Consider the following 16,357-nt stretch of genomic DNA (forward strand, 5'->3'; position numbering starts at 1 on the left):
GCGCTAGCCGATCGAGGTGTCGTGCAACTGGATGCGGCTGCCCGAGTCGAAGTCGAGGCTGTGCACCTTCTTCGACACGGCCAGCTGGGTCTGGAGTTCCACCACTGGCACGTTGTACGCGTTCTGCACGATCAGTTGCTGCGCCTCGTCCACCAGCTGCTCGCGCTTGGCGGTGTCCGTGGTCGCGGCCTGGCCGGACAGTGCCCTGTCCAGGGAAGTGGCGGGCAGGCGGTAGAAGTTGGCCAGCTGGGTGGAGAAGGAGGTACGCAGGATGTCCGGGTCGGAGCGGGTCACGTTGCTCCACACCAGGTCGAAGTCACCGCCCTGGAGCGTGGTGGCGAACTGACTGACCTGACCCTGCTTGAGCACCACGTCGATCCCGACGGCCTTCAGCTGCTGCTGGACCAGCTCCAGTGCGGGCTGGTTGGTGGCGGCGTTGGGGAACCAGCTGATGGTCAGGCTCAGCTTCTTGCCGTCCTTGGCGCGTATGCCGTCACTGCTGGCTTTCCAACCGGCCGCTTCCAGCAGGGACTTCGCCTTGGCCGCGTCGAAGGCGAGGTCCGAGGAGAGGTCGGTGTAGTCGGGCGTGGTGTGCGCCAGGACGCTGGTCGCCGGCTGGGTGCCGGTCGGGAACACGGTGTCGGCGATCTGCTTGCGGTCGATGGCCGCCAGGATCGCCTGACGCACCTTCACGTCCTTCAGCAGCGGCCGCGAGTTGTTGACGCCGAGCCCGAAGACCACACCGGGGTTGGCCCGGCGCAGCAGGGTGACCTGACCGCCCCCGAGCGCCGCCTCGTTGGCCTTGCCGACGCTGCTGATCGCGTCCACCTGCCCGGACTGGAGGCTGCCGGCCCGCACCCCCGCCTCGGGGACGACCTTGAAGACCAGCTTGTCCAAGTATGCCTCGCCCTTCTTGGACCACAGCGAGGAGCCCCAGTCGTAGCCGGTGCGCTTGGCCAGAGTGATCGACTGGTTCTGGACGTACTGCTTGAGCACGAACGGCCCCGACCCGATCACACCGTCGCTGCACTTCTGCTGCGGGGTCTTCTTCACGCTCGCCGACGACTCGATGCCCAGCGAGTGGGTCGAAGTCGCCTGGAAGAACTGGGCGTTGGGCTCCTTGAAGGTCACCTTGACGGTGAGCGGGTTTACCGCGGTGGTGCTCTTGACGCCGCTGAGATAGCCCTGGGCGAGGACCCCGAGGGCGCCGAGCTTCGGCACCGCGTCGAAGTTGTCCTTGACCACCTGCGCGGTCAGCTGGGAGCCGTCGCTGAAGGTGACGCCCGAGCGCAGATGGAAGGTGAACTCCGTGGCGTCGGCGTTGATGTCCCAACTCTTGGCGAGCCACGGCACGATCTTGCCGGTCCTGGGGTCCTGGTCGGTCAGGGAGTCCACGGTCTGGCGCACCGAGTAGATGCTCTCGTTGCTGCCGACCTGCTGTGGATCCGCGCAGCCGACGTCGGAACTCACCGCGAAGGTCAGGGTGCCACCGGACTTCGGCCGGCTGCTTCCGCTATCGGAGTCGTCGCCCGAACCGCAGGCGGTCAGCAGAACACTGGTGGTCAGCAGGGCGGCGAGGGGCGCCCAGCGGGGGGCTCTGAAAGCCGGAAGTGCGTTCACGGAGGGTTCTCCTACTCGTGTCACCAGGCATGGAGGCGCCGTACAAGGCACAACCGTGCATGGGTGTGCGGCCCTGGCCGGTACAAGACCGGTGGCGGGGAAGCGCTGTGCAGACAGGGACCAGGGCGGAGCGGGGGTCAGCCGCAGGCGGCTGCGGTGACGGCCGGTGCGTGCCGGACTACGACCGGCGGCGGAAGGGGCCGTCAGGCCTGACAGAGGCAGCTGGTCGAGCGCTTGAGGTCGATGTGGCGCCGACGCGAGAGCCGGGAGAACACGGTGGCGTCGGCGAAGCGGGCGCTGAGGTCACCACCGTGCCGCATGCCGGTCCTCCACATTTCCGGCCCCGGTCACGGGGCCACGCGCTTGCGGGGATCGTCGGTGATCCCGCCGGGCTTTCACCTGGAGCACCCCACCGCGCGGGAGGGTTGCCGGTCAGCGAGCCAGGGCTTGACGCTGGCACTCAATGCCGTTCGTGATCGTACGGAGGGCTCTTGTCGTACGTCAATGCCGGAAATCGACGCCCTGCTGGGGCAGTCGGACCGGCACCGGGTCCGGCTCAGGAACCGCCGCGCTCGCGGGGGATCTTCTGGCCGGCCTCGATCGCCACCGGCAGCCGGTTCTCGGCCGGGGGCAGCGGGCAGGTGGCCAGGTCCGTGTAGGCGCATGGCAGGTTCGCGGCGCGGTTGAAGTCCAGGACGACCGTACCGTCGGCGGCGGGCGGCTCCAGGGGCAGGGCCCGGTTGGCGGCGTAGGTGGTGACCCCGGAGGTCGCGTCGGTGAAGAGCACCATCAGCCGGTCCGCGCCAGGGCCGGGGAACGCGGTCAGCGACAGCGGGCGCCCGTCCAGCTCGAACTCGACCCTGCCGGGAGCGTCGTACACATGCTCAAGGCCCTCGACGGCGGCGCCCACGGTGGTCGGCCGTGGCGTGTCGAAGGGGATGTAGCGGCCCGTCACGGCCCAGCGCGGGTCGGGGGCGTACGCGGGTGTTCCGGTGAAGGCCGTACGCAGCGGCGCGTCCGGGTGCCGGGGGCGCACGATGTCGTTGCCGCCGCGCTTGGCGACCTCGATGACGGCGTCTCCCCAGACCGCGTCGACGCCGCCGCGTTCGGGAAGCACGCCGAAGTGGTGTTCCCCGTGCACCGGCGTTCCGTCGACGACCAGTTCCTCGCCGTCGTCGAGGTCTACGACGACCCCGTCTGGGCCGGTGCGCCACGCACCGGGCGCGTCGGGGAAGCGCTGGGGCCGGTCGTCGAGCCAGTGCAGGCCGGTGATCGCCAGGAACCCGTGCGGGCTGGCGAGCCGGGCCTCCTGGGCGCGGTACCACTCCAGCCAGTTCTCGGTGAATGCACGGAAGTCGGTCGTGGTGGCCTCGCTGGTCATGGGTACTCCTTCGTCACGGGGGTGCAGGGGGGCCGGTCGGGCCGTCGGTTCGACCGGCGTGCTCAGCGAGCCAGTTCGCCGAGGAGTCGCCAGGTGCCTCGGCGGTCGGCTTCTCCCGCGATCTCGGTGCCCGAGAACACGACCTCGGTGGCGCCGGCGTCGCGGTAACGGCGTATCTCGGCCTCGACGGCCTTCTCGTCGCCGATCACGGCCAGGTCGGCGGCCCGCCGGCCGCCGGAGAGCTCGATGACCCGGGCGTAGGACGGGATCTGTTCGTAGAACGCGAGGCTCTCGGTGGCCTTGGCCCGCACCGCCTCCACGTCGTCGGTGACCACGCCGGGCACCAGGGCCACGATCCTGGGCGCGGGGCGGCCGGCGGCCTCGGCGGCTGCGGTCAGGGCGGGCACGATGTGTTCCGCAAGGGCGCGCGGTCCCGCCAGGTAGGGCAGGATCCCGTCCGCCAGCTCACCGCTGACCCGCAGCGCCTGCGGCCCCATCGCGGCGACCAGCAGGGGGACACCGCTCTCGGCACCCGGTACCGCGCCGGGACCGGGGTGGTCGCGGTGAGCAATTCGCCGTGGAAGTCGGCCGTGCCGGTCTCGGTCAACTGCCGCAGTACGGTGAGGAATTCACGCAGGCGGGCGATGGGGCGTTCGAAGGGCAGGCCGAAGCCGGTCTCCGTCAGCAGTTTCGTGCCCAGGGCCAGGCCGAGGTGGTAGCGGCCGTGGGTCGCGGCCTGGGCGGTCTGGGCCTGGTTGGAGACCAGCAGCGGGTGGCGGCCGAAGACGGGGATCGCGGAGGTGTCGACCTGCAGTCCGGGCACCTCGCGTCCGACGATCGCCGCGAGCTGGGGTGAGTCCGCGCCGAAGGTCTGCCCGAACCAGGCCGACCGCAGACCGGCGCCCGCGGCCTCCTGGGCCAGTTGCACGGTGGCGTCGACCTGGTTCGGCGCGTCGGACGCGTTGAGCGCTACTCCAACAGTCATGTCAGTCAGAACGGGCGTCGGTCGGACCCGCATTCCGGTCTGTGTGTGACAGCTTCTTGTCAGTCATGTGTACTCAATCCTGAGCGGAAGGGCCATCCCGGTGCTCATCCCGCCTGCCGTCGGTCCCGCGCGGACCGGTGCGTGAGGGGTTCGCGCAGGCCGAGGTTCTCGCGCAGGGTGGTGCCGGTGTACTCGGTGCGGTAGACCCCGCGTTCCTGCAGTTCCGGGACGAGCAGGTCGACGATGTCGTCGAGGCCGTCGGGGATGAGGTACGGCGTGACGTTGAAGCCGTCGATCGCGCCGCGCCGTACGAAGTGGGCGAACTTGTCGGCCAGGCCGGACGGGGTGCCGACATGCCCGCGCTGTGGGCCGAGCGCGATGACGGTCTCGCGCAGCGACCAGCCGTGCGCGTCCGCCTTCGCCCGCCATTCGGCCACGACCGCGCGCGGGTCGGCGATGCGCCGGGCGCCGAAGGAACCGTCGTTCTCGGCGACGACCGGATCCTCCTTCGGCAGTGGCCCGTCGGCGTCGCGGTCCGAGAGGTCGATGCCCCACAGCAGCCCGGCGATCCCCAACGCCGTGGCTGGGGTGACCTGTTGGAGGCGGATCCAGCGCTTCTTCTCCTGGGCCTCCTCCTCGGTTGCGCCGAGGATGATCTCGGTGCCGGGCAGGATCCGCAGGTCGTCGTCGGGTCGGCCGACCGCCCGCAGCCGGCGCCGGATGTCGTCGGCGAAAGCCAGTGCGTCGTCGAAGTCGTTGCCGTGCGCGGAGAAGATGACGTCGGCGTTGCGGGCGGCGAAGTCGCGTCCCTCACCGGAGTCACCGGCCTGGAAGATGACCGGGTGGCCCTGGGCGCTGCGCGGCAGGGTGGGGGCGAGGTCGACGTCGAACTGCGGTCCGCGGTGGCGCACCCGGCGTACGGCACCGGGCACCGACCATTCCCGTGCACGCGCGGAGTCGGCGATTGATCCGTCTTCCCAGCCGTCCCACAAGGCGCGGGCCACGGTGAGGAACTCCTCGGCGCGGCGGTAGCGGTCGGCATGGTCGAGGTAGCCGCCGCGGCGGAAGTTCGCTCCGGTCCAGGCGTTGTCCGTGGTCACCACGTTCCAGCCGGCGCGGCCCTCGGAGAGGAGATCGAGTCCGGACAGACGGCGGGCCAGATCGGCGGGTTCGTTGAAGGTGGAGTTCGAGGTGGAGACCAGGCCGATCCGGCGGGTGACCGCGGCCAGCGCGGCGAGCTGGGTGATGGCGTCAGGACGTCCGGCCACGTCGAGATCGTGGATCCTGCCGTCGACCTCGCGCAGCCGCAGCCCCTCGCCGAGAAAGAACGCGTCGAACAGGCCCCGTTCGGCTGTCTGCGCGACCCGGCGGAAAGAGGCTGGGTCGATCTGGGAGCCGCTTTCGGGGGCGGACCAGATGGTCCAGTGGTTGACGCCCTGGAAGAACACCCCGAAGTGCAGCTGGGCGTGCGGCCGGGGGACGTCGAGGGGGTCGGTGCGGGTCATCGGGCGTCCTCCTGGGCAGCCGCGGATGCGGCGGCGAAGCGATTGGCGGGGCGCTCCAGACCCAGGGTCGAGCGCAGGGACGTACCGGGCAGCGCACGGGTGACGAGGCGCCGCTCGGACAGGGCCGGCAGCACGAGGCGGGAGAGGACGGGCAGGTCCTCGTCCAGCACCAACGGATGCAGCCGTACACCGTCGACGTGACGACTCAATTCACCCAGGATAGCGACGAGTTGATCTGCGGGACCGACGTGCCGCAGCCTTCCCCGGTCGCTCCACGCCGCGTGCCGTTCCAGGTCGGCGACGCGCTCGGCGGCCGTGGACTCCGGGGTGTCCAGCGCCACGTCGACCTCGGCGAAGACGCGGGGCGTACCGGCGGCGGCAGCGGCCGTGGTGACCGACGCGAGGTCGCGCCCCTCGACGAGAGCGACGTCGAGCTGTGCGGCGGGAACCCGGTCCGGCCGGCCCAGGACGACCAGCTGCCCCTGAGGCGGGCGCGGCACGATCGACGGGCCTTTGACGGCATACGTCTCGCCCGTGAAGTCGATGTAGTGCAGCCGCTCGCGGTCGAGGTAGCGGCTGGTGGCCACGGACCGGATGACCGCGTCGTCCTCCCACGAGTCCCACAGGGCGCGGGCCACCTCCACACCGTCCCGGGACTCCCGGGCCCGCGCGGCGGCGTCGGCGATCAGCGGCCGCCCCCAGGCACGCGCCGCCTCGGGACGTTCCTCCTCCGTCACCACCCACCCGGCGCGACCAGCGGAGACGTGGTCCAGGGACGCCAACTGGCTGGAGAAATGGAAGGGTTCGGCATACGTGACCGGGACGACGGGCGCGATCCCGACGGTGCTCGTGGACGCCGCGACGAAGGCCGCCCGCTCCACCGCGCCGATACGGCCCACCGGCCCCGGTGAGGCGCCGGGCGGCAGCACCCCGTCATCCAGGGTGATCAGGGTGAACCCGGCGTTCTCGGCGATGGCGGCGACCTGGGCCACGCGGCGCGGTGTGAGCAGCTGATCGGGAGAGTGGACGGCGCGGCGCCAGGCCGCGGGGTGGGCGCCGTCGCTGTCGATCTCGACGGCCAGGTGCAGGGCGGGGCCGGTCAATGGGGTTCCTTCCGGGAAACACGAGGACTCGCGGCCATAGGGCCACGACGAGACAGCCGGCGGGAAGGCCGGCAGGGTCAGGCGTGTACGGAAGGACAGACGGCGGAGGAGGTACGGCAGTAGTCGACATGACGCCGGGTGATGAGCCGTGCACCGGTGCACGCACCGCGCGGTGCCGCGCCCAGTACGTGCATCAAAGCCTCCGGCTGTCAGTAATCTCCTTTTCAACGTACGTCGTCCGCCCCTGCGAATGTCAAGGTCGCACATGGCGGAGGGGCGTCTCACCGCTGGGACGCCTGCGTGCCTTCTTGGGCCTCGAATGCGCGGATCTTGCCCACCGTCGCCGTCGACGGCGACGGCGGGCAAGCCGTACCGAGCGGCGGCCGTCGACCGGCGCAGAGGTGCTGCGTGTCCGCAATGCAAGACCTGTCCGGAAAAGCATTGACCAACGTGGTGACCGTCTGCTGGACTCCCGTCCCATGAACCCGCGCGTGGACCTGACCCGGCGGCGCCACATCGATCTGGCGCACGTCTCCAGCGCGTTTTGTTGTCACTGACCCGGCAAGTGGTCGCCGGCATCCGCCGGTGTGTGTAGTCGGCGCGCGCCGGGCCGGGGCGGTGTGAAACCGCCCGCACTGCGATGCTTCCCTACCGGATCGTCGTATCCGCCTCCTGTGAGCTCTCCGCCTCGTATCAGCCGGAAGCCTGTTCGCGCACGCCGACCGGGTCGCTGAGAACGCGGCTGTAGCAGTCCTGCGACCACGCTTTTTCTCTCCGGCCCGGCCGATTCGGCGTTCCGCGTGCTGGGTCGATCAGCCCTGCGCGCTACCAGCGCCTTCATCCAACTGCCCGGCACGCCTTGGTGTGCTCATCCGTCCGGAGGGACCCCCTCATGCCTCCGTCCATCCTTAAGCTCACCGGCCGTATCGGCGCAGTCGTCGAGGGCGTCGACCTCGCGGCGCCGCCGGACTTCTCGACGATCACCACGCTCCGGGACGCCCTCAACGAGCACAAGGCGATCGTGTTCGACGACGTGCGGCTCGACAACGCCGACCAGGAGCGTGTGGCCGGGTAGTTCGGCGACCTGACGACCGCTCATCCGAACGTGCCGGCGGCAGAGGGCACGACGAACGTGCTCGCCGTCGACAGTGAGACGTCCAAGGCCAATGAATGGCACACGGACGTCACCTTCGTTGTCAATCCGCCGCAGCTCACCACGCTCCGGTCGATCGTGACCACGCCGTACGGCGGAGAGACCCTCATCGCCAACGCCGCGGCGGCCTATCGCGACCTGCCCGAACCGCTGCGCTCCCTTGCCGACACGCTGCGCGTCGTGCACACGAACCAGTACGACTACGCGCGCCCCGCGGCCGTGACCGCCGAACGGCAGGAGTACGACCGCGTCTTCGTCTCGACGCCCTACGAGGCCGAGCACCCGGTCGTGCGGGTGCATCCGCTGACGGGTGAACGCGGTTTGTTCATCGGCGGGTTCGCCAAGCGGATCGTCGGGCTGTCGGGCAGTGACTCGGTGGACCTGCTGCGCATCCTGCAGTCGTACGTGACCCGCCCGGAGAACATCCTGCGCTGGACCTGGTCCCCGAACCAGCTGCTGATCTTCGACAACCGGATCACCCAGCACTACGGGGTGGACAACTACGACGACCACCCGCGCCGCCTCAACCGGGTGACGGTCGCGGGTGAGGTGCCGACCGGTGTCGACGGCCGCCGCAGCGAGCAACTCGTCGGCGATTCGTCGCACTACAGCAGCGTGTTGGCGGTGGCGGCATGACCGAGCTCAGCCTCAAGGCGCCGGCCGCCACCGAGCGCCCGGACGTCGAGACGGCGAGCGTGCGCGAGCGTGAGGTGTTCCTGCCGCGCGACGCCCGCCGAAGCACACCGCTCAGCACACTCCGCGAGCGCCTGCGCTGGCCGCTGGGCAGCTACACGACTCCGGTCGCGATCCTCATCGCCTGGGAGGCGCTCGCCCGGGCCGGAGTGGTGTCGAAGACCTACGCCCCGGCACCGACCTCGATCGTGAAGTCAGCCGCCGATCTGTGGCAACAGGGCGTCCTCGGGCCTGACTTGGCCATTTCGCTGCAGCGGGCCGGCATCCCGCCGTCCGAGGCGTCGGGCAGGGCGGCGGTGAACTCACGCTCGGTGACGTCCAGTTGTGGGTGGCGCTCGTGCAGCTGCGCGCTGACCATGTACGGCGAGCTCACCGTCGAAACGAGCGGAACCCCGAGATGGACAAGCTCATCGAGGGGGGCGGGAGCTCGCCGACATGGCTGGCCCGACTGGGTTTCTGCCCCTCTGGCCCGACGCCTCGCGCCGGGCCGTGGTGAGGAACAGGATGCCGACATTGACGCGGGACCACCGCTTCGCCGCGCAGCGTCACCGCCGACGGCGAGGGCCGGAGGCCGAGCCCACGCGGCCACCCGGCGCCGTCTAGCCGACGAGTTCGCTCACGAGTGCGGCGACTTGTCCCACTTCGATGAGGAAGCCGTCGTGACCGTATGGGGATTCGACCACCCGGACGTGATCCGCTGTAGAAATCCCGGCTGCCAACTCCGCTTGCTGGGGCAGCGGATAGAGACGGTCCGAGTCGACGCCTGCGACCAGGGTCCTGGCCGTCACACGGCTCAGGGCGGCGCGCGTACCACCTCGGCCGCGACCGATGTCGTGACTGTTCATGGCCTCTGCCAGTGTGACGTAGCTGCCCGCGTCGAAGCGGCGCACGAGCTTGGCGGCGTGGTGGTCGAGATAGGACTCGACCTGGTACCGGCCGCCGTTCCAGGGATCCTCCGTGCCCTGCGGCGCGCGGCCGAAGCGGACCTGGAGTTCCGGTTCGCTGCGGTAGGTGACGTGGGCGAGGCGACGGGCCAGGCCGAGTCCCGCGTGCGGGCCGAGTCCGGGGCCGGCGTCGTGGTAGTCGCCGCCGCGCCAGTGAGGGTCGCTGCGGATGGCATGGAGCTGGATGTTCGCCCAGGCGATCTGCTCCGCGCTCGCCGCGGCCGCCGTGGCCAGCAGAAGGAGCGCCCGCGTCCGTTCCGGATGCGACACGGCCCATTCCAGCGCCCGCATTCCGCCCATCGACCCGCCGACGACCAGTGCCCAGCGGTCGATGCCCAGCGTGTCGGCCAGGTCCGCCTCTGCGGCCACCTGGTCACGCTGTGTCAGGAAAGGGAAGCCGCCACCCCAGTGGCGTCCATCGGGTGTGAAGGACGCCGGTCCGGTACTGCCCTGGCAGCCGCCCAGCACGTTGGGAGCGACGACAAACCAGCGGTCGGTGTCCAGTGCGAGACCGGTCCCGATGAGCCCGTCCCACCAGCCGGGTGTGGGATGACCGGGTTCGGCCGGTCCGGTGACATGGCTGTCGCCGGTGAGCGCGTGGAGCACGAGTGCGGCATTGGAGCGGTCAGGTGCAAGCCGCCCCCAGGTTTCGAACGCGAGCCGCACGCCGGGCAGTTCACCTCCGGCCTCCAGCGGCAGCGGTTTCTCCCGTACGTGCCATTGTCGGCGCCCCGGCGGGTCCCCCTCCCGCCAGGCCCCGGAGGCCGGCGGGAGGGGGACCTCGGAGGTCGCCAGTACGGTGTTCAGGACGCGCCCTTCGCCGCGCGGAAGCCTGCCTCCAGGTCCGCCTTGAGGTCGGCGAGGTTCTCGATGCCGACCGACAGGCGGACCAGGCCGGGCGAGGTGCCGGTCGCCGCCAGCTGTGCCTCGTCCAGCTGGCTGTGGGTGGTGGACGCCGGATGGATGATGAGACTGCGCACGTCGCCGATGTTGGCGAGATGGCTGAACAGCTCGACAGCATCGACGAACCGCTTGCCCGCTTCGACGCCGTCCCGCAGTTCGAAGGCCAGGACCGCGCCGGCGCCGCGCGGCAGGTAGCGCTGCCCTGCCTCGTACCACCGGTTGGATTCCAGGCCCGGGTAGTGGACGGTGGCGACCTCGTCGCGTTGTTCCAGCCATTCGGCCAGGGCCTGGGCGTTGGCGGAGTGCCGTTCGAGGCGCAGACTGAGCGTCTCCACGCCCTGCAGCAGCAGGAAGGCCGAGTGCGGGGAGAGGGCCGGTCCGATGTCGCGGAGCAGCTGCACGCGCAGTTTGATGGCGAAGGCACCCGGGCCGAGCGCGGGCCAGTACTGCAGGCCGTGGTAGCTGGGGTCAGGTTCGCTGAAGTCGGGGAACCGGTCGGCGTGGGCGCCGAAGTCGAAGGTGCCGCCGTCGACGACGATGCCGGCGATGGTGGTGCCGTGGCCGCCGAGGAACTTGGTCGCGGAGTGCACGACGATGTCGGCGCCGTGCTCGATGGGCCGGAGCAGGTACGGGGTGGGCACGGTGTTGTCCACGATCAGCGGGACGCCCGCCGCGTGCGCGACGTCGGCCACCGCCCGTACGTCGAGCACATTGCCGCGCGGATTGCCGAGTGTCTCGGCGGGGCCGAACGCGCCCGCGAGCCCATCAGGCTCGATCTCGGTGCTGTAGACCACCATCGAGCGGCCCTCATCGATCTCCAGGACGTCGACCGTGCCCAGGTGGCTGGTGATCGGAAGATCCCCGCCGACCGCCCGGTACTGGAGGCGAAGCAGCTCGTCGTCGAGCGTGACGATCTCCTCCTCGGATCACCTTCCACACCGTGCTCGGGCTGTGATCGATCAGGACGTGTGAGCGAAGAGTCGCCATGTCTCCCTCTGCGGTTGCTTGGCCGGTCATCGAACGCCCAGCGGCGTTGGGCGGACCAAGCGTGCCGGACCATGACGGTGACGCGAGTGCGCAGCTTGGACAGCCCCCGGCCGGCCGTTTGTACGCACCGACACATATCGGCCGGGCACTGCCGTCGGCACCCTCGTGACAACCGGCGAACCACGCTGGCAGCACCGAAGGTTCCGCGACATGGTCCAGCTCCAAAGACAAGCCGTCGATCCCCAGGCAGCCGAGACGAAAGTCAACAAGTGGTCTCTCACCATGGCTTGGTGGTCGCTGTTCAGCGCTATGTTCTGGCTCTATGTCTCAGCGGCGTCCGCCGCGGCGTACGGCCCACGCAGCACGATCATCGGCATGGTGCTCTCCATCGCCACGTACGGGATCGTCAACAAGGTGCTGGCGACGTACGCCCTGCGCACCGGGCACACCGTCGAAAGCCTGTCACAGGTGCTCTTCGGCAGACACGGCGCGACCCTCGCGGCGCTGCTGCTCGCCGTCACCGCACTCTACTACGGCGCCTTCGAGGGCTCGGTCATCGCGGTGAGCATGCATGCCTGGTTCGGCGGCAGCATCAAGCTCTGGTACGCCGTGTGCGTGCTGTATGCGATGCCGCTGGCCTTCGGCGGGGTCCGGCACTGGCTCGACCGGCTCAACGGGTTTTTGCTGCCGTTCTACGTGACGGGTCTGGTCGCGCTTGTCCTGGCGGCGACGCTCAAGCACGGGTACCCGCACGGCTGGCTGGCTGCGCCCGCGCCGACGCCGGGCATTCCGGGCTGGCTGGGCTCATACCTGATCTACATGGGTGTGTGGGTGATGATGATGTACACCATCGACTTCGCTGCTCTCGGGCGGTCCGAGGACGCGGGTTTCCACCGTCGGGTGACGTTCGGTCCGCTCTTCTACGCCTGCACGTTCGGGGTCAACGGGCTGATCGGCATCCATGTCGTCACCGCCTTCGGCGCGAGCGGCACCGAGAGTGGCGTGGTCGACGCCGTCGTGGGATCGCTGGGGCTCGCGGGTGTGCTGCTGGTCGCGATCTCCCAGACGCGCATCAACACCGCGAACTACTTCCTGGCCGCGAACAACCTTGAGACCGTCGTGCGGAGCGTTCTCGGCATCCGGTTGCCGCACATCGCGTGGGTGGTCGTCTGCGGCGTTGCGGCGTACTCGCTGATGCTCACCGACGTGCTGGGCTACCTGCTGCAGGCGCTGGCGTGGCAGGCCGTTCTGATCGTGGCGCGCCTCTGGCCACCGCGGGGCTCGCTGCCGCCCTCACCGCGGGAATCACCCGGCGCCGCCCGGCAGTCCTCACCGGTTGAGCGACGTCCCTCAGCCGGTCCACAAAGCGCTTCACCCCGTCTGATCTCTGCGAGAGAGGTCCAGCGTGCGGCCCGTACGCGGTTGGCACGGCGCTCTCCCCGGTGGAGCTTCGGCGACGGCGCCAAGCCACTACCTCCTCAGACGGCAGCCGGTTCAGACGCGCCCCAGCCACCGTGCCCCCTTGCTGTGGGTCTGAGTTCCTGGCGTTCCGTCGGGTGGTCCGGACATGGCCGATCGCACCGACCACCTCGGGAGCATGCCTTGTTCGGGACGCAGAGCGAGGGTAGCGTTTTGAAGATTAGTCTAAGGACACACACTCCGATTGCACCCCAGTAAGGCCGGGCGGTATGAGCGCTGAAGGCGCCGCTCGCGGCGGGCGTCCATCGCACGAGGGAGTACTGCCTCTCCCCGCAGCAGGGCGTCCCTCTCCAACACTGTCCCAGGACGGGGGAGCGGTACTGGACTGGCTGTTCACCTCTTCCCCCATCGCGGTGATGATCTGCGATCTCACGCTGCGATGTGTCCGACAGAACTCCGCGATGACCCGCCTGACCGGAGTCTCAGAGGCGGACCACCGAGGCAAGCACGTCACCGACGTCCTGATCAGCCACAACCCGGTGGCCTGGGAGCGGTGCCTGCGCCAAGTCCTCGCCACCGGCGAGCCCGTCCAGGAAGCAGAGTTCCAAGGCCGCTTGCCCGCCGAGCCCCAGCACGACCGTGTGTTCTCCGTCTCCGCTTCCCTGCTGCGCGACCGGCTCGGGCGTGTACTGGGCCTGTGTTTCACGGCAGCCGACACCACCGAGAAGTACCGCGCCCGCGAGCGACTGGCCGCGCTGAATGAGGCCAGTACCCGCATCGGCAGCACCCTGGACGTGATGCGCACTGCCCAGGAGCTCGCGGACGTGACTCTCCCCCTGCTCCGTGCAGACTGGCTCAACGTCGACCTGCTGGATACCACGCTCAGCGGTGAGGAGCCCGGCCCTTTCACGAGTGCGGTAGCGCTGCGGCGGGTCGCAAACCGGTCGATCCATGAAGGAGCCCCGGAAGCCCTGCGCCAGCCAGGAGAAGTGGACTTCTACCCCGCCTACTCTCCTGCGGTCCGCTGCATGGTGACCGGCCGTTCGGACATGCACCACGTGACAGACCCGGCGACCCGCGCCTGGTTGGCTGAAGACCTTGTGCGCGCCAACCTTTACCGACAAAAGTGCTACCGGTGGATCCTGAGCGTGCCGGTACGTGCGCGCGGCGCCATCTTGGGCGTCACCATGATCCTCCGCTGCGCCACGGAACCTTTCACCGATGACGAACGCCTGCTGGCGGAGGAGCTAGTCGCCCGCGCCGCGGTGTGCCTTGACAACGCCCGACGCTTCAGCCGCGAGCGCACAGCCGCCCTGGCGCTGCAGCAGAGCCTGCTACCTCGGCGTCTGCCGACGCAGGTGGCGGTCGAGGCCGCCTCCCGCTACCTGCCTGCGGGCGGGCGCTCTCACGTAGGGGGAGACTGGTTCGACGTGATTCCACTGTCCGGCGCCCGCGTGGCCCTGGTCGTGGGCGATGTCGTCGGCCACGGCCTTACTGCCGCCGCTGCCATGGGGCGGCTGCGCACCGCAGTGCGCACTCTGGCGGACGTGGACCTGCCCCCGGACGAGCTGCTTACCCACCTGGACGACCTGGTCACCCGCCTGGCCACCGAGGACAGCGACGTCGGCACTGACCCCACTGGCCTGGGCGCCACGTGCTCCTACGCGGTCTACGACCCGGTTGCACGCACCTGCGTGCTGGCCCTGGCCGGGCATCCGCCGCCGCTGGCAGTGGCCCCGGATGGCTCCACACGGTTCCTGGACATCCCTTCCGGACCCCCGCTCGGCCTGGGCAATCTGCCGTTCGAATCCTTCGAGGTGCACCTAGCCGAGGGCACCCTGCTTGCCCTGTACACCGACGGTTGGCTGGACATCCACAATCGCGACGTCGATGAGGGACTGGAGCGGCTACGCACCGCGCTGACCTACCCCGCACGCTCGCCGGACGCTCTGTGCGACCACGTGGTTGACGAACTGCTCCCGGCCGCCCCCACCGACGACGCTGCCCTGATCATCGCCCGTACTCGCGCTCTGGGCACGGACCAGATCGCTGTACTGGATATTCCCGCCGATCCCGCCGCCGTCGGCGAAGCCCGAAGCTGGGCCCAGGAGCAGCTGAGTGCCTGGGGCCTGGAGAAGCTGGAGTTCGTTACCGAACTTGTGGTGAGTGAGTTGGTCACCAACGCGCTCCGGTACGGGCAGTCGCCCATCCAGCTGAGGCTGATCAAGGTCGGCACGCTCATCTGCGAGGTCGTCGACGGCAGCAACACGGCCCCGCACCTTCGCCGTGCGCGCCTGTACGACGAGGGCGGCCGCGGACTGCTGCTGGTCGCCCAACTGACCCAGCGGTGGGGTAGCCGACACACCCGGCAGGGCAAGACCATCTGGTGCGAGCAGGCTCTGTAATAGAGCGCGCTGTGCGCCGCCGGCTGCTGATCGACCGGGCGCCGCGTTGCCACGGTCAATTCCCGAGCACCTGCACACTCCCCACCCTGGCTGACGCCGGTGCGCTGCGTCCTTCCAAGACGCGATGGGGAAGAGAGACCGAGAAGGGCTCGCAGTGGACCGCTTCCCGGCTCGTCGGCGGCGACCTGCCCGGAGCGGTTGCTCGGGCGCGGCTCAGCCGTTCCCGTGTCGTGGCGTCGCTGTCGGCGACCCGGCGCTGCCGAGGCTCGAGGTGGGCGGACACCGGCGGGGGAGTGCCCGGCTCGGGCGAAAAGACCTCACACACTCGGGTCGCTGGACGTCGTCGGCCCGTGGCCCCGTCGCCGCTCGGCGGCCTGAACGCCAGCAGCTCTGACCACACTCCACCGCCCCACCTCGACCGGAGATCGTGCCCACCTGTTGTAGCTGTGGCACCGTGGAGCAGGCATGGTCCGGGCGCCACTCCGTGTCGGACCATGCCTCATCGCGCTGGCGCCACGGTGCCTGATCGCACCTCAGGGCTATGTCGGTGTGGTTTTCGCGCTTGGTGTGTTGTTCTCGTCGATGCTCTCGGTTGTGTCGAGTGTGACGGAGCGGGTTTCCTTCGCGATGAGCGCGGCGATCAGCGACACCATGCCCATGGCCGCGAGACAGGCGCCGATCGCGTAACCGGTGGCGAACTTCACGTACAGCACGAGCGCGATGACCGGCGCGAGCGAACCGGCGACGACGGAGGCAAGGTGGTACGCGAGGGAGATACCTGGGTAGCGGATCCGGGTGGGGAAGAGCTCGGAGAAGAAGGTACCGATCACCGAACTGTAGGCGGCGAAGATCACGAGAGCACACGTGCATAATCGCGAACACCGAGGAACGGCCGCCCGTCCGTCCGGATCACAAGATCGTCGACAGCACCCAGGCCCTTGACCAGCTTGGAGATAAGACCATCAAACTGGACAGTCCGCGAGAACGACGCCATCCCCGGCGGCGCAGCCCAATCATGCGTCTGGACGGTGTGGGTTCCTTAGACACCATCCGCTTTCCGAACGTGATCGTTTGGTTCGGGCTGGGTGGGCATGAACTCCGCCTGGCGGCGGGAGAGATGGGCGTGTTTCGTCCGTTCGTCTCGCTTGTGGAGGTGGCTGGTGCCGTCGGTGCTCGGTCTGCTGGAGGCCCGGGAGAAGAAGGTCCGGGAAGAGGTGGCGCGGTTGCAGGAGGAGGCCGAGCGGGTGCGGGCGGCGCTC

10 protein-coding genes, 3 pseudogenes and 1 riboswitch are annotated in these 16,357 nt (G+C 69.5%); of the genes and pseudogenes, 3 read left to right on the plus strand and 10 right to left on the minus strand.

Annotated elements, in window-relative coordinates; translation table 11 throughout:
- Nucleotides 1-3: 3 nt before the first annotated feature.
- From ACWEKM_RS14230 to ACWEKM_RS14255, 6 genes and pseudogenes are all read right to left on the minus strand, one after another.
- A complete protein-coding gene (locus tag ACWEKM_RS14230) occupies nucleotides 4-1,620 on the minus strand; it encodes an ABC transporter substrate-binding protein (RefSeq protein ID WP_451621451.1) in 1,617 nt (538 codons plus the stop codon).
- A gap of 203 nt (nucleotides 1,621-1,823) precedes the next feature.
- A complete protein-coding gene (locus ACWEKM_RS14235) occupies nucleotides 1,824-1,940 on the minus strand; it encodes a putative leader peptide (RefSeq protein WP_334314335.1) in 117 nt (38 codons plus the stop codon).
- A gap of 34 nt (nucleotides 1,941-1,974) precedes the next feature.
- A riboswitch (SAM riboswitch) is annotated at nucleotides 1,975-2,088 on the minus strand.
- A gap of 88 nt (nucleotides 2,089-2,176) precedes the next feature.
- Nucleotides 2,177-3,001 (minus strand): DUF1684 domain-containing protein, encoded by an 825-nt coding sequence (locus ACWEKM_RS14240; protein WP_451621452.1) that lies wholly within the window; start codon nucleotides 2,999-3,001, stop codon nucleotides 2,177-2,179.
- A 62-nt stretch (nucleotides 3,002-3,063) separates the two neighbouring features.
- Nucleotides 3,064-3,986, minus strand: a pseudogene (locus tag ACWEKM_RS14245) (LLM class F420-dependent oxidoreductase).
- A gap of 104 nt (nucleotides 3,987-4,090) precedes the next feature.
- Nucleotides 4,091-5,491 carry an NtaA/DmoA family FMN-dependent monooxygenase gene (locus tag ACWEKM_RS14250; RefSeq protein WP_451621453.1) on the minus strand — a complete coding sequence of 467 codons (1,401 nt, stop codon included), beginning with the start codon at nucleotides 5,489-5,491 and terminating at the stop codon, nucleotides 4,091-4,093.
- Nucleotides 5,488-6,594 (minus strand): LLM class flavin-dependent oxidoreductase, encoded by a 1,107-nt coding sequence (locus ACWEKM_RS14255; protein WP_451621454.1) that lies wholly within the window; start codon nucleotides 6,592-6,594, stop codon nucleotides 5,488-5,490. The genes ACWEKM_RS14250 and ACWEKM_RS14255 overlap by 4 nt, the downstream gene beginning before the upstream one ends.
- 892 nt (nucleotides 6,595-7,486) lie before the next feature.
- Between ACWEKM_RS14255 and ACWEKM_RS14260 the strand changes: the two are divergent.
- Nucleotides 7,487-8,383 (plus strand): annotated as a pseudogene (locus ACWEKM_RS14260) (TauD/TfdA dioxygenase family protein).
- 220 nt (nucleotides 8,384-8,603) lie between these two features.
- Here ACWEKM_RS14260 and ACWEKM_RS14265 read toward each other — a convergent pair.
- From ACWEKM_RS14265 to ACWEKM_RS14275, 3 genes and pseudogenes are all read right to left on the minus strand, one after another.
- Nucleotides 8,604-8,813 (minus strand): hypothetical protein, encoded by a 210-nt coding sequence (locus tag ACWEKM_RS14265; RefSeq protein ID WP_451621455.1) that lies wholly within the window; start codon nucleotides 8,811-8,813, stop codon nucleotides 8,604-8,606.
- Between the two features lie 226 nt (nucleotides 8,814-9,039).
- Nucleotides 9,040-10,191 carry a homoserine O-acetyltransferase MetX gene (metX, locus tag ACWEKM_RS14270; RefSeq protein ID WP_451621464.1) on the minus strand — a complete coding sequence of 384 codons (1,152 nt, stop codon included), beginning with the start codon at nucleotides 10,189-10,191 and terminating at the stop codon, nucleotides 9,040-9,042.
- Nucleotides 10,188-11,027: pseudogene (locus tag ACWEKM_RS14275) on the minus strand (O-acetylhomoserine aminocarboxypropyltransferase/cysteine synthase family protein); the annotation flags it as partial. The gene metX and the pseudogene ACWEKM_RS14275, both read right to left, overlap by 4 nt.
- 457 nt (nucleotides 11,028-11,484) lie before the next feature.
- On the opposite strand from ACWEKM_RS14275, the gene ACWEKM_RS14280 reads away from it, so the two are divergent.
- A complete protein-coding gene (locus ACWEKM_RS14280) occupies nucleotides 11,485-12,951 on the plus strand; it encodes a hypothetical protein (RefSeq protein ID WP_451621456.1) in 1,467 nt (488 codons plus the stop codon).
- 11 nt (nucleotides 12,952-12,962) lie between these two features.
- Nucleotides 12,963-15,098, plus strand: a complete 2,136-nt coding sequence (locus ACWEKM_RS14285; protein ID WP_451621457.1) for a SpoIIE family protein phosphatase — start codon at nucleotides 12,963-12,965, stop codon at nucleotides 15,096-15,098.
- Nucleotides 15,099-15,637: 539 nt separating this feature from the next.
- On the opposite strand, the gene ACWEKM_RS14290 is transcribed toward ACWEKM_RS14285, so the two are convergent.
- Nucleotides 15,638-15,952 carry a hypothetical protein gene (locus ACWEKM_RS14290; protein ID WP_451621458.1) on the minus strand — a complete coding sequence of 105 codons (315 nt, stop codon included), beginning with the start codon at nucleotides 15,950-15,952 and terminating at the stop codon, nucleotides 15,638-15,640.
- Between the last annotated feature and the right edge of the window lie 405 nt (nucleotides 15,953-16,357).

Source organism: Streptomyces sp. NPDC004752, from assembly GCF_053601275.1.